Genomic DNA, 20,916 nt, shown 5'->3' on the forward strand with positions numbered 1-20,916 from the left:
CGTGTCCTCAAACCGTGGGATCAAACTCCTAATCGTTGCGCGACTATTACTCGGGCCAGATTTCGCATTTCAAGATTCCAAAATACATCTTGATTGCGCCGGAACTGCCGGTCACTGCAGCGGGTAAACCGCAGAAATTCGTGATGCCCGACAAGATGATCGGCTTGGGATATGCCGATGGCTCCGAGTCCGGCCAGATCCCGTGCGCGCCCCGGCCGGGATTTGCCCAATCTTCATCCTGCCAGTGCCAGACTAGCGGCAGGTACCTATCCTCCCTCGGTTTTCAGCCTCACCGCAACGCGATGTCCCATAGGGCGCGCAGGATGACGCCTTCTTCATCTGTCGGGATCATCGCGGCGGTGACGCGGCTGTGGGGCGCGGAAATCACGGTGCGGTTGGCCCGGTTTGCGGCATCGTCCGCAACCAGCCCGAGCCAACCCAGTCCAGCCATCACGCGGGCCCGGATTTCGGGAGCGCGTTCGCCGATGCCCGCAGTGAAGACGAGCGCATCCAGTCCGCCCAGCGTGGCCGTCAAAGCGCCGATCTGACGCAAGATCATATGGACAAAGAGGGCCACGGCCTCGGCTGCCTCGGGCGCAGGGCTGGCGAGCAGGTCGCGCATGTCGGGGCTGATGCCCGACACACCGAGAAGCCCACTTTCGTGCCCCAGCAACTGCTCCAGCGCGTCGGCATCCAGCCCTTCGGTTCGCATCAGATGCAGAAGCACGCCGGGGTCGATCTGCCCGCAGCGCGTGCCCATCATCAACCCGTCCAGCGCGGTGAAACCCATTGTGGTGTCGACGCTTTGCCCGCCTTGCAGGGCGCACAGGCTGGCACCGCTGCCCAGATGCGCCACGATCACCTTGCCCTGTGCCACCCGTGACCCCAGCAGAACAGGCAGGCGGCCCGCGATGTGGTCGTAGGACAGGCCGTGGAAGCCATAGCGCAGGATGCCCGCGTCGGACAGGCGGCGCGGTAGGGCGAATAGCTGGGCACAGCGCGGCAAGGTCTGGTGAAAGGCCGTGTCGAAACAGGCGACCTGGTCTACCCCGGGCCAGTGGCGCGCCGTGGCGCGGATGCCTGCAAGATTGTGGGGCTGATGCCCCGGCGCCAGCGGGCTGAGCGCCGCGAGCCGGGCCATCACCGCATCAGTCACGCGGGTGGGCGCGGTGAATTCTTTCCCACCATGCACGACACGGTGCCCGGCTGCCACGATGTCGAGCGGCCCCAGCCGGTCGTTCAGCACGCTTAGAAGCCAGTCTATTTGCGCGGTGGTATCCCCGCCGATGCCTTCGGTGTGCAGGGTCTCTACCTCATCCCCGGTGTGCAGGGTGAACTTGGGCGCGCGCGCAATGCCTTCGATCGCGCCACGGGCGATGCGGGCCTGCGTATGCGCGTCATGCAGCGCAAACTTCACCGAGGAAGATCCGGCGTTGAGGATCAGGAACGTGCCGCCCATCACCCGGCCACCACAGGTGGCGCTGCCGCCGCCAGCAACCGTGCCAGCGTTGCCGAGGCAATGCGCGCGGCGGCGCTGTCGGAACGGCTGGTCAGCATGATCGGCACCCGCGCGCCCAAGGCCACACCCGCGGCTTCGGCCTGCGCCAGATAGATCAGTTGCTTGGCGATCATATTGCCGCTTTCCAGGTTCGGCGCGATCAGGATATCGGCCCGGCCCGCGACCTCGGACACGATGCCCTTGGCCGCGACTGCCGCAGACGAGATCGCGTTGTCGAAGGCCAGCGGCCCGTCCACCAGCCCGCCGGTGATCTGGCCACGGTCATGCATCTTGCAGATCGCGGCGGCCAGCAGGGTTGATGGCATCCGGGCTGTGACCGTTTCCACCGCCGAAAGCAGCGCGGCGCGCGGGGTCTCGATCCCCAGCGCCCGCGCCATATCAAGGGCATTCTGCACAATATCTGCCAAGGCCGTCAGGTCGGGGGCAATGTTGATCGCGGCATCGGTAATGAACAACATGCGGTCATGGTCCGGCACGTCGAGGGCGAAGACATGGCTCAGCCTGCGTTCCGTGCGCAGGCCCAGGGTGCGGTCCAGCACTGCCTCCAGCAGTTCATCGGTATGCAGCTTGCCCTTCATCAGCGCGTGGGCCTGTCCCGCGCGCACCAGCGCCACGGCAGCGGCGGCGGCGCCGTGGCTGTGCGGGGCATCAATGATCCGCGCGGGGTCCAGGGTGACACCCGCTGCCGCAGCTGTGGCAAGGATACGGGCGCGTGGCCCGACCCAGTAGGGCGCGATCAGACCCGCCGCTTCGGCCTGCACTGCCCCCATCAGGCTGAGAGCGTCGCAGGGGTGCACCACTGCGGTCGGCAACGGGGGCAGCGTGCGCGCCCGGTCCAGGAGCGCGCGGAACCGCGCGCCTGGCATATGCATGCGCACGGTGGGCAGGGCGGTGGCCGCGCGGCTGACCTTCTGGCGCGGTGCCAGAACTTCGGCCCGGCCCTCGATCACCACCTGATCATGCTGGTTTCGGCACTGGCAGTCCAGCGTGACATGGCCGCTGTCCAGGTCGATCCGCGCAACGGTCACGCGCACGGTGATCGTATCGCCTATGCCTATGGGGCAGCGAAAGTGCAGCGCCTGGTCCACATAGACCGTCCCGGGGCCGGGCAGCCGCGTGCCCAGAACGGCCGAGATCAGCGCCCCGCCCCACATGCCATGCGCGATGACATGGTGAAACGGCGTCTCACCGGCATAGGCCGCGTCCAGATGTGCGGGGTTCACATCGCCTGAAACCACCGCGAACAGGTCTATATCCGGTTTTGTCAGCTCCCGCACCATTTCGGCGCTGTCACCGATCGCCAGTTCCTCCAGCGTGCGGTTTTCGATCAGGCCGGTAGCGTCTGCCGGGGCAAGCGGCACGGTCTGTGGCGTGTCGCTACATCCGGACATGGCGGCCTCCGTCAATATGTGTGGTGGTTCCGGTCACGCCAGACGCATGGTCCGAGGCGAGGAAGGCCGCGACCGCGCCGACCTCGTCAATCGTGACAAGGCGGCGTTCGGGCGCGCGGGCGCGGGCATCTGCCATCAGGCCCTCGAAACCCTCGATCCCCGACGCGGCCCTTGTGGCGATGGGGCCGGGGGACAGCACATTGGCGCGGATCCCCTGTGGGCCGAGTTCGACCGCGACATGACGGGTTGCGGCCTCCAGCGCGGCCTTGACCGGGCCCATGATGTTGTAATGGTCCACCACTTTCTCCGCCCCGTAGTAACTGACCGTCAACAGGCTGCCGCCGTGCTGCATCAGCGGCTCTGCCGCCTTGGCGAGGCGCAGGAAGGAATGGCATGAAATGTCCATCGCCTGCGCGAAGCCCGAAGCTGAGCAATCCACCACCCGCCCGTGCAGATCATCTTTCGGACAGAAGGCAACGCAATGCAGCAAGAAATCCAGCCGGCCCCAGCGCGCGCGGATCGCATCGCAGACGGCCTCAAGTTGATCGGGCACGGCAAGATCCAGTGGCAACAACGCCTCTGCCCCCACGGCATCCGCCACGGGCTGTACATGAGGCAGGGCGCGGTCGTTCATATAGGTCAGGATCTGCGTGGCCCCTTCGCGTGCGAAGGCGGTGGCGCAGCCCGCTGCGATGGACTGCGCGTTGGCTATGCCAACGACAAGGCCGACTTTGTTGTTCAGGATCATGCTGTGGCCTTACTTCTAAAGGACAGGGGTGCCCGCTTCGCGACACAGTACGGCAAAATCCGCCGCCCCCCACGGCGGGGTGGGTTTCGTGCATGGGGGCAGGGGTCGTGTCCGCGGTCGGTTCTGGGCCGGGTTGGTTTGGGGCCGGGTCGGTGGTGGTTGCCTGCATGGCAGGCGCATGTAACAGGCGCAATGCGACCGCGCCAAAAATCTGCTCGCAGCGTCTTGTGGCGCAGGCTGGGGCGGTGTTCGCACTGAGTTCTGCCCGTTGTGGGTCGCTGTGCGCGCTGCCTGTGAGAAATGTGCAATGTGTGGCGCGGGTTGTGATGATCGGAAAGATCGGTTGATCGTGCTATATATAATCAAGATCCGAAGCTGATTTGAACTGTGGGCCAATGCCATCCCAATCACCGTGCCGCCGATACGTTCCATTGGAACGGTGGGGCCTTTCATCTTGATGCCGCGCAAGGCGCGCGCTTTCGTCCGTCGGGCTGGGTCGGGACTCGGGTCGGTCCCGGGCTGTGGTGGCGTTGCATTTGCCCGACAATGCCACCTGATGCAACGGGCTGGCCCAGCCTTGACCTCTGCCTCACCCCCAGCGCGTCGCCTCCTCGACTGGTGCTACGCCTTCGGGCGCCGCAAGATCGAGGAACTTGCGCACCGAGGGCAGGTCGGTCGCCTCGGCATGGCACAATGCTTAGACGCCGACGGGATCGGGCACATCGGCCAGCTCCATCGCCGTCAGCCGCAGATCGCCGCCGAATTCCCCGCTGAGAACGAAGCCACAGCCAAGTCCAGAGACGACCGCCTCTTTCACCGCCTCGCGCGTCGGGATGACCGTCGTTGCGGCCAGCGAGATGCCGCGCCGCGTGATGGCATCACGCCCGAGGATGCCGCGACCATCCCCGGCGCCCATGCGGTTGAGGTCTACAACCACACCAGCGGCGTGCATGCAGCGCGCGGCAGCGGCAGCTATTTCCTCGATGCGCTGCTGAACACCGGCCGACGGATCAACGCCTTGGCGTGCGATGACGCGCATTTCAACGTGCCGGGCCGCCCCATGGCCGATGCCTTCGGCGGCTGGGTCGTGGTGCGCGCAGTGCACAACACCGCCCCGGCCTTGTTGGCGGCTCTGAAGGCCGGTGCCTATTATGCGACACAGGGTCCCCAGTTTCACAGGGTCACAATATCCGGCAACGCCTTGGATATCGCATGTAGCCCGGTCGCTCATGTTGCACTTCTGGGCCGGGGCGCGCGGGTGGAACATGCTTTTGGCCATCATATGACCGCCGCATGCCTGCGTTTGACGCGCTTCGAAGGCGACTGGGCGCGTCATGTGTTGACCGATGCGCAAGGGCGGCAGGCAAGGTCAAACTCCATCTTGCTCTAGGCGTCGGCTGGTCGGGCTGCGGCGTGCGTCAAGACCGCCGAACATCGGGCAATCCGCACCGCAAGGCTCAGGTTCAGGGGCGTTTTTGCGTGACTTTGCGGCGGCATTGTGGGCGGGTCCTTGGCGTTACTTTGTCCTATCCCCTGCGGCACCGCCTCAGCGCATCGGGTGCTATGCTGCGAGCGTTTGCAGCCAGGCCACCACCACCCCAACGGTGCTCTTCTTTCTGCCGTCGGTCGATATCGTGTAGTAGTAACATGCCCCGGTATCGATCGCGGTGTCGGACAAAGCGATTAGCCGACCGTCGGCCAGTGGGCCGGAGATCAGCGCTTCGCGGCACAGCGCGATGCCCTGACCCGCAAGGGCGGCATCGGTCAGCAGATTCGAGCCCGCCAGATATAGCAGCGCTTGTTCTGGTGGGGCGGGTACGGCGCATTTTGCGGCAATCGCCCAGTCTGACCACATGCGTGAATCCTCGTCTTGCAGGAGTCGCCCGGCCAAGATGTCACGATCCTGACGGATTGGATGACGCACCAGATAGTCGGGCGCGCAGACGGGAACGGCCCTGCCGCCGATGATCGCCGTCGCCTCGGCCGGCAGGTCCCCGCTGAGCGAGAACAGGATGGCCACATCGGGTTCGGGCGTCATGGGCTGATCGGACTGGATGGTCGCCAGGTGCAGCGCGATCTGAGGGTGGGCGGCATGGAACTGCGGCAGGCTGGGCAGCAGCCAGCTTTGCGCCACCAGCGGCATTGCCGCCAGTGTGACGGGCAGGCGTTCGCGCATGGTCAGGCGGTCAACCTCGTGCCGGATCGCGCTGAAGCCGCGATGGACAACCAGCGCGAGGCTTTCGCCCGCATCGGTCAGATGGATGCGCCGCCCCTCGCGGATCATCAACGCAACGCCAGACCATTCCTCGATCTGGCGCAACTGGTGCCCGATAGCCGATTGCGTCACGTTCAGGTTTTCTGCCGCAGCGGCAATCGAGCCGTGTTTCCACACGGCCTCCAGCACGCGCATGGCCCGCAGTGGGGGTAATCTGTCACGCATGGCGTCCCAACACACAAATAAAACTTGAGTAATCCTAGTTTATTCAACTTTTTTATTTCATTCAAGCTTGTTAGCATTTTGTGACAGGCAGAACCGTGCCGGGACCACAGGGCAACCAAGGGGTATGAGGCAGATGAAGGACGCAACAGAGCGTAACGACGTTGCAGGCACGCACCTGCGGCTGGCCATGGTGCAGATGACATCGTCAAACCAGCATGCTGACAACGTGGAGGCTGTGCACGTCATCGCGCATGAAGCGGCAAAGCAAGGCGCCCAGTTGCTGGCCCTGCCCGAAGCCGCCGGGTTGATGAACCGGGACCGCGAAAGCGCGCGCCTATCGGTCACCACCGAAGATCAGGACCCTTATATTGCTGCGTGCATGGATATTGCCCGCGAACATCGGATGTGGGTGCAGACCGGCTCTACCCCCGTTCTGGACCCGCCCGAGACGCGGTTTCGCAACCGGGGTCATCTGATCGACCCCGATGGCCAGATCACCGCGCGCTACGACAAGATCCATCTCTTCGATGTCAATCTTCCGGGCGAACCGGCCCGCCGCGAATCCGACCGCTATGCGCCCGGCGAACAGGCTGTGGTCGCCTCGACGCCCTGGGGGCGAGTCGGCATGTCGGTATGTTACGACCTGCGGTTTCCACATCTCTACCGTGAATACGCGCGGCAAGGTGCAACAGTGATGTTCATCCCGTCTGCCTTCGCGATGAGCACAGGTGCTGCCCATTGGGAGATCCTCTTGCGCGCCCGCGCCATTGAAAACGGTTGTTTCGTGGTGGCAGCGGCGCAGAACGGCCACCACGCTGACGGGCGACAGACCTGGGGTCACTCGATGATCATCGACCCGTGGGGCAGGGTGCTGACTGACATGAAGACAGACAACGGCATCGCGGTGGTGGATCTGGACATGGAAGCCGTCACAACCGCGCGCCAAAGCATCCCCGCCATCGAGAATGAGCGCCGTTATGTCCCGGCGCTATTGCCATAAGCGCGCAATACCGGAACGAAAAGCGAATAAAAAAGATAACAATATACTCCCCAACAACAGGAAGGACCCGAACATGCTGTTCAAAAGGCTTTGCTTCACCTCTGCATTGGCGCTGAGCGTCAGTTTTCCGGCCATGCTGGCCGCGCAGGATCGGCCCACCCTGACTTTCGCGGTGGACAACCTGTGGCCGACGATGGACCCGGTGATCGGGATTTCCACAACCGGCGGCCGGGTGCATTCCAATATCTTCGAGACGCTGATTGAGCGGAACTACTTTGAAGACCCCAACGGGAACGACCTGATCCCCGGCCTTGCGACAGCGTGGGAGCGCACCTCGCCCACCGTCTGGACGCTGAACATCCGCGAAGGCGTGACCTTCCACAATGGCGATCCGATGACGGCAGCAGATGTCGCATTCTCATTGTCCGAAGCGCGGTTGTGGGGTGATGCGCCCATGGCCCCGCGCGGGGCAAGTTTCGCCAAAGGGCTGGTGCGGGTCGAAGCGGTGGATGACTATACCGTCGAGCTGGAAACCGAATTCCCCGATGCTAGCTTCATCGCGCGCCTGACCACGCCCATCGGCTTCGTTTTGCCGCAGGCCTATTACGAAACCGTGGGTACCGAAGAATTCGGCCAGAACCCCATCGGCACCGGACCCTACCAGGTGGTGGAGTTCGACCCCTCGACCCGGCTGGTGGCCGAAGCCTATGACGATTATTGGGGCGGCGATCAGTTGTTCGATGCGATCAGCTGGAACGTGGTGTCGGAGTATTCCACGCGCTATGCGGGCCTTGTGTCAGGGGAATTCGACCTGATCGTGAACATTCCTACCGACCAGCTGGAAGTGGTCGAAAGCACCCCCGGTGTCAGCCTGCTGGTGTCGCAGGTCGGAAACTACCCGATGTTCGCCTTCAACACGCTGGACATTGACGGGATGGAAGACAATCCCATGATGGATGCTGATCTGCGCAAGGCGATGGTCATGGCGATCGACATGGACACGCTGGCCCGCGCGCTGTGGGATGATGCGACCTATGCGCCCACGCCCTTCAATTTCCCCGAATATGGCGATTATCACGACCCTGACCGCGAAGCGACCTATGGCTATGACCCTGAACGCGCGGCAGAGTTTCTGGAGCGCAGTGGCTATGATGGTGAAACCCTGCGCTGGCATATCGTGCGCGGTTTCTATCCCAACTACGAGACGGCTGCCGAGTTCATGGTCGAGACATGGGCTGAACTGGGCATCAATGTCGAGATACGCATCCTCGACAATTTCGCGCTTGCCTATGAGCGTCCGTTTCACCTGCTGAACATGTCGATGTCCTCGGAATTCACCGGTGACCCGTATCGTCCGCTCTGGCTAGACTGGGGCCCCGGTTCGAACCGGGTGATTGCCAGCCACCGCACCTGGGTGCCGACCGATGACTTCCTGGAGGCGGGTGAGCGTTTCGCCCGCGCGCAGGAATTCGACGAACGTTATGCGGCATACCTCGATCTTGTCGCCGAATGGGAAGACGTTACGCCCGCCATGTATCTGTGGCGCAACGTGCAGTCATTCGGCATGCGCGACGGTCTCGAATTCGACCCGGGTAGCACGCAGGTGACGGTTTTCGATGAACGCTACGTCACCTTGACTGACTGACCCTATGAAAGGGACAGAGCATCCTGTCTTGGGGCTGCGCGATCTCAGCATCGCGCTGCCCCTTGGCAGTGACCGAGAGTTTGCCGTACAAAACCTGTCGCTGACCGTGCGGTCGGGCGAATGCGTCTGCCTTGTGGGCGAAAGCGGGTCGGGCAAGTCGATCACCGGGCAGGCGATCATCGGAATGATTCCGCCCGCGTTGACCCGCAAGTCGGGCAAGGTGGAATTATGTGGCGCAGCGCTGAACCTCGATGACCCGAAAGCGATGCAGAAGCTGCGCGGGCGCGATATCGGCATGATATTTCAGGAGCCAAGCGCCAGTCTGGATCCGATCATGCAGGTCGGCGCGCAGATCACCGAGGTCCTGGCTGTTCATGGCATGTCCGGTCGCGCCCAGCGCCAGGCGCGGCTGATGCAGCTGCTGCACGATGTGCAGCTGTCCGATCCCGCGCGCATCGCCAGATCCTATCCGCATGAACTGTCCGGTGGGCAGGCGCAGCGCATCGTCATCGCCATGGCGTTGGCGCATGACCCAAAGCTGATTATTGCGGATGAGCCGACGACGGCGCTGGATGTCACCACCCAAGCCGAAATCCTGGAACTGCTGCGCAATCTGCAAAAGGCCAAAGGCTCTGGCTTGCTGTTCATCACCCATGATCTGGGCGTTGTCGCCGACATTGCCGATCATGTTCTGGTCATGCAAGAGGGCAGGGTGGTCGAAGAGGGCAGCCGCAGCGGCTTCTTCGCGCGCCCAACGCATCCCTATAGCCAAAAGCTGCTGGCTGCTATGCCACGCCGCAGGGCGGACGACTCCGCCCCTGATATGGCGACGGACCCGCCGGTGGTGCTTGAGGCCCGGAACATTACCCTGACCTACCGTAAACCCGCCGGCCTTTTTCGCCATACCGCCGTTGAAGCGGTGCGCGATGTATCGCTGCACCTGCGGCGCGGTCAGACCCATGGGATCGTGGGGGAAAGCGGGTCGGGCAAATCCTCGCTCGTGCGCTGTCTGTTGCATCTGGAGCGTTTTGAAAGCGGAACGGTGTGCATAGGTGGGCAGGACACGGCGCAATGGGGCCGGACCCTGCCGCGCAGCCTGCGCCAGCGCATCCAGATTGTGCTGCAAGACCCCTACACCGCGCTCGATCCCCGCCAGCGGGTGGGCGACACAATCGCCGAGGCCGCACAGATCCACGGCGCAAGTGCGCCGGACGCGCGCGCGCGCGCAGCGGAGTTGCTCGAGACGGTGGGCCTGACGCCTGCCGCCTATGCCCGCTATCCGCACGAATTCTCGGGCGGGCAGCGTCAGCGCATCTGCATTGCCCGTGCCCTTGCCCCGAAGCCCGAAATCCTGATCGCGGATGAGGCAGTTTCGGCGCTCGATGTCTCGATCCAGGCGCAGATCCTTGCGCTGTTCCGCGACCTTCAGGTCCGGCTGGGTTTTGCGATCCTGTTTGTCACCCACGATCTGCGGGTGGCCAGCGCCATCTGCGACGATGTGACGGTCATGCGCGAAGGTAGTGTGGTCGAACAGGGGCCGATGCACCAGATTTTCGACGCTCCCAAAGCGGCCTATACGCGGCGATTACTGGACGCGATGCCCGACAAGCAGAATTTCGCGGCCTCGGGTATGCAGCCGGCAGCGCCGCAGCCACAACATATCGAGGGGGCTTAGGCTATGGCTCGAATCGTTCTCTTCAAGACGCTGCGCGCCATCATCACGCTTTTGGTGGCGGTTACGTTGGTGTTCCTGTTCATCCGCCTGTCAGGCGACCCTGCCGTGGCGCTGGCTCCGCCTGATGCCCCGCCCGAAGTGATCGAGGAATACCGCGTCCGTCTTGGCTTGGACCAGCCGCTGGCAGTGCAGTACGTCAATTACCTTGGCGGCATGGCTCAGGGGGATTTCGGCTATTCCATTCACACAGGCCGCAGCGCGCCGTCGCTGTTCATGGAACGGCTGCCTGCGACGCTGTTGCTGGGGCTGACAGCGCTGGGCATCTCGGTCGTGTTGGGTGTGACGCTGGGTACAGTGGCGGCGCTGCGACACAACTCGGTCATCGACCGGCTGGTGATGTCTTTTTCAGTCTTTGCCTTTGCGATGCCGAACTTCTTCTTTGGCCTGATGGTGGTGCTGACCGGCGCACTGGTCTTTGGGGTCTATTTCGGCGGGTCAGGCGGGACGCCCAGTCTGGGGCAGTTGCTGGCCCCGGCGGCGACGCTTGGGCTGGCCACGATGGGATCGTTTGCCCGCTTCACCCGGTCATCGCTGCTGGAAACGCTGAACAAGCCATTCATGGCCGCGCTGAGCGCGCGCGGCGTATCGTTCCGGCGCCGGTTGCTGCGCCATGCCGCGCCCAATGCCGCCATCCCTGTTGTCACCATGCTGGGCCTCAGCCTGGGCGGAATCGTGGCGGGGGCCGTGGTGACGGAACAGGTCTTCAGCTGGCCCGGTGTGGGGCAGTTGCTGATCCGGTCGGTCGAGACGCGCGACATCGCGGTGCTGCAATTCATCGTGCTGATGATCGCATTGGTCATGACCGTGACGAACCTGCTGGTCGATGTGCTGTACCTTGCGCTCGACCCGCGCATGAGAGGGGGCCGCGATGGCTGACCAGATCACCCTGTCCCCGGCCCGCATTCCGCTGGTCGTGCGGCTGTCGATGCTTTTCCTTGCTTTGTTTGTGCTATTCGCCCTGTTCGGGCCGTGGCTGACGCCGCATGGTTATCGCGAAACTGCGCTGCTGCACCGGCTGGAAGGCCCGGGGCTGTTTGGCAGCGGGTCAGAGTATCTGTTGGGCACCGATGCTCGGGGGCGCGACCTGGTGGCGCGGCTGGCGGTGGGTGCGCAGATCACGCTTCTGGTGGCCATTGTGGGCACGCTGATCGGCGCGGTTTTCGGCACGCTTATGGGGCTGATCGCAGCGGCAAGGCGCGGCTTTACCGAAGCCACCATCATGACGGCGGTAGATGTGCAACTGTCGTTGCCGATCATCGTTGTTGCGCTGTTCGTACTGGCGATGTTTGACAGCAGCTTCACGCTGCTTTTGCTTCTGATTGGTTTCACCGGGTGGGAGGCTTACGCGCGGCTGGTGCGCGCGGCAACGCTGTCGGCGAAAAGTCAGGGCTATGTCACCGCGCAACGGGTGCTGGGGGCGTCGGCGGCGCGCATCTACCTGCGCCACATCCTGCCCAATGTGTTCAACGTGATCCTCGTGCAGTTCACGGTCAACCTGCCGCTGACGATCCTGCTGGAAACCGCGCTCAGCTTCCTTGGCCTTGGGGTGCAGCCGCCGATGACCAGCCTGGGCCAGATCATGAGCGAGGGTCGCGACCGTTTGCTGAACGCTTGGTGGATGACGATGCTGCCCGGCACGCTGATTTTCATGCTGGCGCTGTCGATCTCCTTGGTGGGCGACTGGCTGCGCGACCGGCTGGACCCGACATTGCGCGGCCGACGCGTCGCTTGAGTGCAATTTCACAACAAGGAAACTAAATGTACACCGCATACGATATGCCAGAGCGTCTGCCGCAGGCCGATCTGGACCTTCTCGCCCAGGCTGAGACCGCGACGATCGGGCATTTTCGCAATATCGGTTTCATGGATATTGCCCTGAGCCCGCTGCGCCCCGGTCAGAAACTGTGCGGCACTGCGGTAACCATAGCGTTGCCTTCACTCGATTCCTCGATGCTGCACTATGCGCTGTCCGACGTGCGGCCCGGTGATGTGCTGGTGATCGACCGGCTGCAGGACCGGCGCTTTGCCTGTATCGGCGGCGGGGTGGCGCTGGCCGCCGTGGCGGCGGGGGTCGCGGGCGTCATCGTCGACGGTCCCTGCACCGACCCTTCCGAGATCGTCGAGGCGGGCCTTCCGCTCTGGTCACGTGGGGTGTCGCCCATTACCACGCGCATGGCCAGTATCGGCGGTGCGCTGAATATTCCGGTGTCCTGCGGCGGCGCGGTTGTGATGCCGGGCGATGCCATTCTGGCTGATGAAAGCGGCATCGTCGTGCTGCGCCCCCATGAAGTCGCCGACACCGCGCGCGAGGCGATCCGCAGGCAGGAACGCGGCGCTTCCCGTCAGGACATGCTGCGCCGGGGCGAAACCAGAATTGGCGATCTTTCCGGTGCACGCGACCGGGTGGCCAAGGCGCTGAGCGGTCCGAGCTGAGCGCCAGCGCCAAAAGGCGGTGATTTTGTGCATCCTGCAAACCTCGGGCGTGGCGCCTAAATCGCGGCACCCATGCGCGCGTCCCTTTTGAGGGGGGCAACGACGGCCAACCTTGCCTGTCACTGCCCCGGCGCCGCCCCCCCGGTGCGCTTTGAACGCGCCAGCACATGTGCCTGGGTCGCGCAAGCACGCGCGCCTGAGCGTTTGCAAGTAATTGGACCAAGGTAGCATGCCACCCCCTCCAATGCGGGCACGCAGGGTCCGTCCAGCCCCCTTTGACGCCGTCATTTGGCCGCAGGGCAGGCATCTTCATGCAGGCAGAGCCGTTGGACGCGGTTCTGCGGATTCATTGTTTGCATCGGGGAACAGGATCGGTGGCCGCGCGTTGGCCGTCAAGCGCATGCCATTTGGGCGCGTCGCCGCGCTGCGTGTGACAGGAAGACCAGAATGCGCAGCGGGCGGGAGGCCCAGAAGCCAAGGGAGCCATACGATGGACGCGGAGCCACGGATTACAACTGCAAATGTCCTGCTGATGGCAGGGCTACTACTTTTAGGCTACCTTCTGGGCAACGTGTTGCTGCTGGTCTTCGCAGCGGTAGTGCTGGCGGTCGGGCTCGACGGGTTGGCCCGCTCGGTGGCGGGACGGCTGGCGCTGTCGCGCGGTTGGGCGCTGGCTGGCGTGGTCAGCGGGGCCGCCTTGGTCATCCTGGGTGCCCTCGGCGTGAGTGCGACGCGGCTTATCCAGCAGTTCCAAGATCTTGGTCAGACGGTGTTCGATTTCGCGGGGCGGGTGCAGGCGTGGCTCAACGAACAGGGTTTAATGGCTCTTATTGAAAATATGGAAGATGAGGGCGGTGGCCTCGCCAGTGCTGCAAATGGTCTGGCTGGGAATGCCATGACCTACGGGATGACGGCTTTCGGCGCGATCACAAGCCTTGTCATCCTTGTGATCCTGACCGTCTTCCTTGCGGCGGACCCTTCGCTGTACCGTCAGGGGGTGGTGCGTCTCGTGCCCCGGCAAAAGCGCGACATGGCGCAAGAGACGCTGTCGGCAATTGCCTATGCGCTGCGCTGGTGGTTTATCGGACAATTCGCATCCATGATAGCGCTAGGCCTAACGGTTGGGCTGGGGCTGTTCGTGATGGGGGTAGACCTGTGGTTCGCGCTTGCGGTGTTGACCGCGATATTGACGCTTATCCCTTTCCTTGGGCCACTGATCGCAACGCTGCCCATCGTGGCGGTCGGGTTTACCGAAGGGATACAGACCGGGCTGATCGTGCTGGTGGGCTACGCCGTAATCCAGAACCTCGAAGGCAATGTGCTGGGGCCTATGATCCAGCAAAAGGCGGTCAACCTTGCCCCCGCGCTTTTGATCTCATTGCAGGTGATGCTCAGCCTGATCTTCGGGGTTTTGGGGCTGATCCTTGCTGCGCCCCTGACCATTGTGGCGATGGTGACGGTGCAGAAGCTGAGGGTCGAACACACGCTAGGCGAAAAGGTGACCTGACGCAGCCGCATCGTGCACAGTGGAATCCCATCCCGCGCCGCCCTGATGTGCGACGCGGTGCATGCGGGGTAGCGATGATCGCCGCCACACCGTCTGACGGGGTGGCAGGGCGCAGGCCTCCCCGCGGCCCGGAGGACGTGGCAACAGCCCCCGGAGGGGATGACCTTCCATTCGGCGCGTATTGCAGGCTTTTGGGAAGGCGCGCGCGCTGGGTGAGGCCCTGCGTCGCATTCTTGCCCGGTGCCCCTACAGCGGCTGCATGTATCTGAAGCAAGTCATCCCTTGGCCGGTTTGGTGTTGCATGACTTTGCGTGTTGGGCGCTGGCCGGATCTGACGGGCATAGCTGGCGTGTCGGGTTGCTGGGACGCGTGAAAAGCGGCGCCGCCCAATCGGTGCGTAGGGTGGCGGTCCACACGGCCGTCAGTTTGGTCAGCATCGACGGGTGGCCCAAGGCATAGAATTCGTTCTCTGTTAGGGGAAGACGGGGTAGGGGGCGGATCAAGGGGTGCATCTAACTCTCCATCTGTTCATTGATGAAAAGATAGAGTATTAAAAACAGCATCGAAAGGATGGGAATCGAAAGATGTCTTTCACCAATGATCGACTTGGCTGGGAGGATCTGGAGATCTTTTTTCATGTCGCCGAAAGCGGTGGACTGAGCGCAGCCAGTCGGCTGATCGGCCTCAGCCCTCCCACTGTCGGGAGGCGTATGCTGGCGTTGGAGCAGCGCGCGGGCCAGACTCTGTTCAATCGCGCGCAGACCGGCTACAGCCTGACCCCGGCTGGCCAGTCGCTGCTAGAGCGGGTCCGGGTGATGCACGCCGCCGCTGTCCCGGCGCACGAAGTCCTGCTGTCGCAGGCCGCTACGCCACTCATCCGACTGTCCGCCGGGACCGCCACGGCGCATTTCCTGGCCGACAAATACAGCCTTCTCAGCCGCCGTGGGGACGGGTTCCGCCTCAACTTCGTGACCACCGAAGCGACTCTGGATATCGCGCATCGCGAGATTGATCTGGGCATTCGCAACCGCCCCGCAGACGCAGGCAATCTTGCTTCGCGCCGCCTTGGTACGTTGCGGTTTGCGCCCTACCGCAGTTGGGCCGTTGCAGAACCCGCGCAACTGGGCTGGGTCGCGCTGGACCCGGTGCAGGCGCGTCATCCGGCGGCGCACTGGCTGCACCGGCAGGACCATGTGATCGCTGCCATGGCCAACACAGTCGCTACGGTGCAGGAACTGGTTCGGGCGGGCGCGGGGATCGGGGTGATGCCCTGCATGATCGGTGATTGCGACCTGCACCTGTGTCGCGCCGGACCTGTGATCGAGGAACTGACCGAGCAGCAATACCTGGTGATGCATGATGACGATCGCCACCGGCCCCCGATCCGACGGCTGATCGAGCGGATTGTCAATATCTATGCCGACAATGCCGATCTGCTGTCGGGCGAGAGACCGCTGCGCGGCGAGGGTGCGGGTTGAAGGCAACACCGCCTGGCGCGCGCGCTGCCGCCCTGACATCGACAGCGCAGTTGCACGAAACGGGTGGGCGAGGCCGTGCCGTGTTCCTAGTCAGGCGGGCCATCCGCCCTGACGTTTCCAAAGGGCCGTCAAGCGCCGAAGCGATCCGCACATCGGCACGATGTGCGTGGGCAGGGGGGCGGGCCGACACACCCAGCGCTACCGGCGGACCTCGCGTTATCCGAGCGCCGGAATTTGTCAATCTTTGCGAAGGTGGTGGCACGGCAGCTGCGCGCCCTGAGCGCCAATTGGGGGGGTGCTGAAAGATGCCGCCCCTGCCGCCAAAGGCTCTCAGCGGAAATCTGCGTCCCAGTCTTGCGCGCCCAAACTGTCTGTGGCCACCGTCAGCGTCGTCATGGTGTCCGTTACATCATAGCCCGGCCCGCTGGCCCGGGCGGCCCCTCCCAACTCTTCCACCACAAGGACACCTGCGGCATGGTCCCAGGGTTTGGGTGTCGGTGCGGCGATCAGGTCGGCATGGCCGAAGGCCAGTGTGCGGTATTCGTGGCATGAACAGCGCATGCTGGTCACCCGGCCCCATTGCGGGAATTGCGCCGCGATGCGAGGGCGATCGGCGTCAGGGTAAAGGAAGAGCGGCACGAAGGCATGCGCTTCGTCCTTGTGGCGCGGGGCGGGGCCTGTCAGGCGCAAGGGTGCCTCATCGGGGCGGCAGAACCAGGCACCGCGCCCTTTCTCGGCCATGATCCAGTCGTCCATGACAGGATCATAGAGCAGACCGAACCGGGTTTCGCCGTCTTCGACCACGGCGAGGATGACCCCGAAGACCGCAAGGCCGGAAGCGAAATTCCAGGTGCCGTCGATCGGATCGACGATCACGACGCGCCCGGAATTGCGCAGGCGGTTCAGGATGGCGGGGTCCTCAAACACGGCCTCTTCGCCGACGATCGCGGCATCTGGCATCAGGCGGCGCACGGCTGCGGCGATCCGCAACTCTGACGCGCGGTCGGCCACGGTGACCAGATCGCCGGGGGCGCTTTTGGTATCGACGTCACCAGCGTCAAGCCGCCGAAAGCGGGGCATAATCTCAGTCCGGGCGGTGTCGCGCACGGCCGCAATCAGCCCGTCGCGTTCAGTTTCACTCAGTTTCATGGGTCAGGACATCCGTTTGAGGGGTTCAAAATGGTGCATCGTCTCGAAATTGCAGAACTCCACAGGACCCAACGGAATGTCGGACAGGGCCGCGTTGTAGCGTTCGGTCAGTCCGGCGCTGAAATCGACGACGGCGCGGGCGGTAGGTTCGGTGAGCCATTCCACAAGATAGGCGAGGGAAATGTGGAAGGCATAGGTGTCAAAATCTGGTGGGTTGATTCCGGTCGCGTCGCGCAGCACCCCACGAGCATGGCGCAGCGCTGCCTCGGCCGCGTCGCCCGCGCCGGTCACGGTGACGCTGCGCGCGCAATCGACTTCGGCAATTCGGGCCTGCGTCTCGGCCGGAAAGGTGATGCCATCCAGCCCCGCCAACAATTCGCCGCTGACGGCATCGCGGCGCGGCCCGCGCGGCGCAAAGCCCGGCGACATGCCCTGAAACACCGTCATGTGGAAGGATGCGGGCGGCAGGAACGTGAAAAAACGCGCGAAGCGGCTCATCTTCACCTCTTCTTGAAGCGCGCGCAACGCGTCGTGTGCGGCGCTGTTTTGCACCACATGGCGGACGAAGGTATTTCCCGGCCAGTGCTGCACCGATCCGTCGCTGGCGAACTTTCCGCCTTCGCCCGGCAGCGAGATGCCCGCAGGTCGAGGTGCCGTTTCAAGACGGCCGGTCAGATAGCTGACAGGATCAGGGCGGGCGAGGGTCTTGGTGTCATTCATTGGATGTTCAGTCTTTGGCCAGTTTTTGGGTCGAAGAAATGCAGGGCATCGTTTGCGAAGTCCAGCGTGAAGGTGCTTTCTGTGGCCATTTTGCTGCCCACCGGCGTTGCAACACGCACCTCCTGCCCGCCGGGCAGGCGGGCGACCAGGGCGGTATTAGGCGCCCAGGTCCTCGCGGTAGATGATCAGGGCGGGCACGCCGTCAGGGCTTGTGCCAAGCTTTTCCAGTCGGATGCCCAGCGTCACCGCCCCCTGATGGGGGCGGTTACATCATCAAAGCCCCTCCGGCGGGTTCGAAACGGGGCGGATTGAATACCCACACACTACCTACACTTTAAGTGTGGCAATGTGGTGACAAGGTTAGCGCCACTGGAAATCCGCCTGGTTCCGGGTATTGTCCGGCATCATGCCAAGCCCCATCGCCTATGACCCCCGCGCCCACATCCCCGCCCGTTTCCGGCGCGCGCCCGATGCCCCCGACGCCGTATCGTTCAACGAACGCGAGGCGCTGTCCCATGTCTGGCGTGCGCGCGGGCTGTCACGCTCGGCTCTTGGTGCGCGGCTGAACCTGACGCAGCAATCCATTCACCGTATCATCGCCCAGTTGGAAGAACGCGGCCTGCTGATCCTCGGCGATCTGGAACCGCCCGCCTACAAGGGAAAGCCCAGCCCACGCCTATCGATCAATCCGGGCCATGCCTGCGTCGCTGGGATTTCGATCAACACCGATAGCGCTGGGATCGCCGTGATGGATTTTGCGGGCGGCGTGCAGACCTGTTCGCTGCCGATCGAAGATCAGTCACTGGACAGGGAACGCGCTTCAACACACCGGAACCGCTGTCGCACTGGGCTGATGCGCAGTTGGGCCCGTTGCTGTCAACGCATTTCGGCTTGCCGGTCTGGGCCGAGAACGGGGTCAATACTGGTGCCATCGGTGAGCAGATGTTGGGTGTCGGGCATCATGTCGACAACTTTGCCTATCTGTCTTTCAACCACGGCTTCGGCGGCGGCATCATCATGGACTGGAAACTTGCCCACGGCGCCTTTGGGAATGCGGGCGAGTTGTCGGGCATGTTCGCACCGGATGAGATGCCGAACCGCCCCGCCTTGCGCAGCTTGCTGGAGACCTTGCAGGGCAAAGGCGTCTCGGTACGCACCATCGCCGATCTGGCTGAGCACTTCGATCCGGCGTGGCCCGGCGTCGCCGAATGACTGGACCGGGTGACACCGCCTCACAATCGGATCGTGAATGCCCTCGCTGCCGTGATCGATCCGGAGGTCATCGTGCTGGGAGGGCAGATTCCGCCGTCGCTGGCACGGGCACTGATTGATCGGACGGAATTCCGGGATCGGCCGCGCCTTGGCGTGCGGTGGCGCATGCCCGGGCTTTGTGTGTCCGAGATCGGGGGCGAAACGTCGGCTATCGGCGCAGCAAGCCTGGCGCTGAAGGCGGGTTTCTTCTGAAACACGCCTCGTGCGCAACCGTCCCGGTTTTCGCAACGATCGTCCTGATAATTCTAATTATCTTCGGTTTGCCACACTGTTACCGTTTAGCCGGGATCAAAGGGAGGAAAACTATGATGACCAGATTTACGCGCGCGTTTGGCCCGGTCGTGCTTGCGACCGGACTTGCTTTCGGCACGCTTGCTGCAGCAGGGCCGCAGGACGACACCCTACGCGCAGCAATGGCAGGCGAGATTCTCAACCTCGACTACCTCTATACAACCCGGCGCGAATATATCGTGCTGGCACAGATGACCGATGCGACACTGTTCAACATGAACCCTGACACGCAACAGATAGAGCCGGGCGTGGCGCTGTCGTATGAATTCGTCGATGACATGACCATCGATGTGCAGCTGCGCGACGATGTGCGCTTCCACGACGGTTCCCCGCTGACCGCCGCCGATGTGGCCTATACCTATAACTGGGTGACCAATGAGGAATCCGAGTCGCATGCCCAGGCGCTGATCAGCCGCTGGCTGGACCGGGTCGAGGTGACGGGGGACCACAGCCTCCGTTTTCATCTCAGCGCGATCAACCCGCTGATCATCCGTGACATGGCCCAGCGCGTGATGCTGCGCAAGGAAGGCGCGTACCATCAGGGCGATAGCGTGGACACCAATGCCATGGCCATCGACCTGATCGGCGCGGGTCCCTACCGGGTTGCCAGCTTTGAGCCGGGCGTCGAGGTCGTGTTGGAGCGGTTCGATGATTTCTATGGAAACGCGCCAGAGATCGGCACCATCGTGGTGCGCAACCTTCCCGACATGGGCACGCAGCAGGCGGAGCTGATGTCGGGCGGCATCAACTGGATGTTCAACGTCCCGTTGGATGTCGCGCGCTCTCTGGGTGCGCAACCGTCAATCGACCATCTGGCAGGGCCGGACCTGCGGGTGTCGTTCATCGTGATGGACGCCGCCGGGCTGGCGCAAGAAGACGGTCCGATGACCAATCTGCAGGTACGCCGGGCAATGAACCATGCGGTGAACAAGCCCGAAATCGCCGAGTTCCTGATGGGCGGCGGCGCGTCCGAGGCGATCTATTCCGCCTGTCACCCGGTTCAGTTCGGCTGTGTGCAAGATGTCATGCGGTATGAATACGACCCCGAGCGTGCGCGTGCGCTGCTGGCTGAGGCGGGCTATCCCGATGGCTTCAGCCTCGACCTTTGGGCCTACCGCGAACGCCCAGTGTCCGAAGCAGTTATGGCCGATCTGGAGGCTGTCGGCATCGACGTTAACCTGCGCTATGTGCAACTGGAAACGCTCAATCAGGCGCGTGCGCAGCGTGAGATCCCGGCCTATATCGGTACATGGGGCTCCAGTGGTGTGGCCGATACTGCGCTGATTGCGCGGGTCCATTTCTCGGACACCAGCGACCGACATCTGTCGGGCGATGCGCAGGTCGTCGAATGGGTGATGGCCGCCGAACAAACCGCCGATCAAGATGCGCGGCTGGCGCTCTATAGCCAGGCGATCACCCGGATCGCGGAACAGGCCTATTGGGTGCCGCTGGTCAGCTATTCGGCCGATTACCTCGTGACCTCTGATCTGGAGTTCCCGTTGGACAATGACGGTGTGCCCCGCTTGCAAAACGCAAGCTGGAAGTAACGCCATCGCGTGCCGGCGCCGGGGTGGTCTGATCGCCCCGG

At 63.5% G+C, this 20,916-nt stretch carries 18 protein-coding genes; 12 read left to right on the forward strand and 6 right to left on the reverse strand.

The features are described from left to right. Positions 1-289: 289 nt before the first annotated feature. From H9529_RS00660 to fabI, 3 genes are read right to left on the reverse strand one after another with little or no spacing between them, the layout of a single operon-like run. A complete protein-coding gene (locus tag H9529_RS00660; protein WP_092885588.1) occupies positions 290-1,459 on the reverse strand; it encodes an acetate/propionate family kinase in 1,170 nt (389 codons plus the stop codon). Further along, positions 1,459-2,910: a bifunctional enoyl-CoA hydratase/phosphate acetyltransferase gene (locus tag H9529_RS00665; protein ID WP_092885590.1), complete on the reverse strand. Its 1,452-nt coding sequence runs from the start codon at positions 2,908-2,910 to the stop codon at positions 1,459-1,461. The genes H9529_RS00660 and H9529_RS00665 overlap by 1 nt, the downstream gene beginning before the upstream one ends. Beyond that, the gene (gene fabI / locus H9529_RS00670; RefSeq protein ID WP_092886239.1) at positions 2,897-3,655 is read right to left on the reverse strand and encodes an enoyl-ACP reductase FabI; all 759 of its coding nucleotides are present in this window, start codon (positions 3,653-3,655) and stop codon (positions 2,897-2,899) included. The genes H9529_RS00665 and fabI overlap by 14 nt, the downstream gene beginning before the upstream one ends. Positions 3,656-4,343: 688 nt before the next feature. Between fabI and H9529_RS20535 the strand changes: the two genes are divergently transcribed. Next, a complete protein-coding gene (locus H9529_RS20535; protein ID WP_143033457.1) occupies positions 4,344-5,048 on the forward strand; it encodes a hypothetical protein in 705 nt (234 codons plus the stop codon). 171 nt (positions 5,049-5,219) lie between these two features. Here the strand turns inward: H9529_RS20535 and H9529_RS00685 are convergent, their stop codons facing one another. Beyond that, positions 5,220-6,098 (reverse strand): LysR family transcriptional regulator, encoded by an 879-nt coding sequence (locus H9529_RS00685; protein ID WP_092885596.1) that lies wholly within the window; start codon positions 6,096-6,098, stop codon positions 5,220-5,222. A gap of 133 nt (positions 6,099-6,231) precedes the next feature. On the opposite strand from H9529_RS00685, the gene H9529_RS00690 reads away from it, so the two are divergent. From H9529_RS00690 to H9529_RS00725, 8 genes are all read left to right on the forward strand, one after another. After that, entirely contained in the window at positions 6,232-7,098 is an 867-nt protein-coding gene (locus H9529_RS00690) for a carbon-nitrogen hydrolase family protein (RefSeq protein WP_176846863.1), read from the forward strand. 73 nt (positions 7,099-7,171) lie between these two features. Then, positions 7,172-8,743, forward strand: coding sequence for an ABC transporter substrate-binding protein (locus tag H9529_RS00695; RefSeq protein WP_092885598.1), 1,572 nt, complete (start codon positions 7,172-7,174; stop codon positions 8,741-8,743). A 4-nt stretch (positions 8,744-8,747) separates the two neighbouring features. Next, entirely contained in the window at positions 8,748-10,418 is a 1,671-nt protein-coding gene (locus tag H9529_RS00700) for a dipeptide ABC transporter ATP-binding protein (protein WP_092885600.1), read from the forward strand. 3 nt (positions 10,419-10,421) lie between these two features. Next, positions 10,422-11,354, forward strand: a complete 933-nt coding sequence (locus tag H9529_RS00705) for an ABC transporter permease (protein WP_092885602.1) — start codon at positions 10,422-10,424, stop codon at positions 11,352-11,354. Next, positions 11,347-12,210, forward strand: a complete 864-nt coding sequence (locus H9529_RS00710) for an ABC transporter permease (protein WP_176846866.1) — start codon at positions 11,347-11,349, stop codon at positions 12,208-12,210. Before H9529_RS00705 ends, H9529_RS00710 begins: the two co-directional genes overlap by 8 nt. 26 nt (positions 12,211-12,236) lie before the next feature. Then, positions 12,237-12,911 carry an RraA family protein gene (locus H9529_RS00715; RefSeq protein WP_092885604.1) on the forward strand — a complete coding sequence of 225 codons (675 nt, stop codon included), beginning with the start codon at positions 12,237-12,239 and terminating at the stop codon, positions 12,909-12,911. A 532-nt stretch (positions 12,912-13,443) separates the two neighbouring features. Continuing rightward, positions 13,444-14,418, forward strand: coding sequence for an AI-2E family transporter (locus tag H9529_RS00720; protein ID WP_176846867.1), 975 nt, complete (start codon positions 13,444-13,446; stop codon positions 14,416-14,418). Positions 14,419-15,002: 584 nt separating this feature from the next. Next, positions 15,003-15,896 (forward strand): LysR family transcriptional regulator, encoded by an 894-nt coding sequence (locus H9529_RS00725; protein WP_092885608.1) that lies wholly within the window; start codon positions 15,003-15,005, stop codon positions 15,894-15,896. A gap of 330 nt (positions 15,897-16,226) precedes the next feature. Here H9529_RS00725 and H9529_RS00730 read toward each other — a convergent pair whose 3' ends face one another. Beyond that, complete coding sequence (locus H9529_RS00730; RefSeq protein WP_092885610.1) at positions 16,227-17,045, reverse strand: inositol monophosphatase family protein; 819 nt, start codon at positions 17,043-17,045, stop codon at positions 16,227-16,229. A gap of 3 nt (positions 17,046-17,048) precedes the next feature. Further along, positions 17,049-17,765 (reverse strand): DUF1868 domain-containing protein, encoded by a 717-nt coding sequence (locus H9529_RS00735; protein ID WP_092885612.1) that lies wholly within the window; start codon positions 17,763-17,765, stop codon positions 17,049-17,051. 774 nt (positions 17,766-18,539) lie between these two features. Here H9529_RS00735 and H9529_RS20545 point away from each other — a divergent pair. The 3 genes from H9529_RS20545 (at position 18,540) to H9529_RS00745 (ending at position 20,875) form a co-directional block, all read left to right on the forward strand. After that, the gene (locus H9529_RS20545) at positions 18,540-18,977 is read left to right on the forward strand and encodes an ROK family protein (RefSeq protein ID WP_256327021.1); all 438 of its coding nucleotides are present in this window, start codon (positions 18,540-18,542) and stop codon (positions 18,975-18,977) included. 9 nt (positions 18,978-18,986) lie between these two features. Next, positions 18,987-19,229, forward strand: a complete 243-nt coding sequence (locus H9529_RS20550; protein ID WP_218132090.1) for a hypothetical protein — start codon at positions 18,987-18,989, stop codon at positions 19,227-19,229. 113 nt (positions 19,230-19,342) lie between these two features. After that, positions 19,343-20,875, forward strand: a complete 1,533-nt coding sequence (locus H9529_RS00745; protein WP_092885614.1) for an ABC transporter substrate-binding protein — start codon at positions 19,343-19,345, stop codon at positions 20,873-20,875. The last annotated feature ends 41 nt before the right edge of the window (positions 20,876-20,916 follow it).

It is taken from the genome of Roseicitreum antarcticum, assembly GCF_014681765.1.
Classification (GTDB): domain Bacteria; phylum Pseudomonadota; class Alphaproteobacteria; order Rhodobacterales; family Rhodobacteraceae; genus Roseicitreum; species Roseicitreum antarcticum.